Annotated in this window: 1 protein-coding gene; it reads right to left on the reverse strand. The window is 55.0% G+C overall.

Annotated elements, in window-relative coordinates; genetic code table 11:
* The coding region (locus H6B10_RS16490) for a hypothetical protein (protein WP_345941870.1) at positions 1 to 240 on the reverse strand (240 nt) is incomplete at both ends.

Below are 240 nucleotides of genomic sequence, written 5' to 3' on the forward strand. Positions count from 1 at the left end.
TTTGCCGCACAAATTCCTGGTCATAGAAAAGATAATTTTCCTCGGTATAGAAACAATTGAAGGGAATCATATCGATACAGGCACGGGCCAGTATGGGCCCCGCCTGCTGCAACAGCGCGGCAGAAAGCGGCAAAGCGCAAGCTTCGGAAGGTACGGTTGGCGAAGATTTCAGAATCTGCTGCCACAGTCCCTCCAGCAGCTGCGCAAAGCGCTCGGGCTGGCCTGCATGGGCCAGTTCCG

The sequence above is a fragment of the Gemmiger formicilis genome, from assembly GCF_016901605.1.
In the GTDB taxonomy this organism is placed as follows: domain Bacteria; phylum Bacillota; class Clostridia; order Oscillospirales; family Ruminococcaceae; genus Gemmiger; species Gemmiger formicilis_B.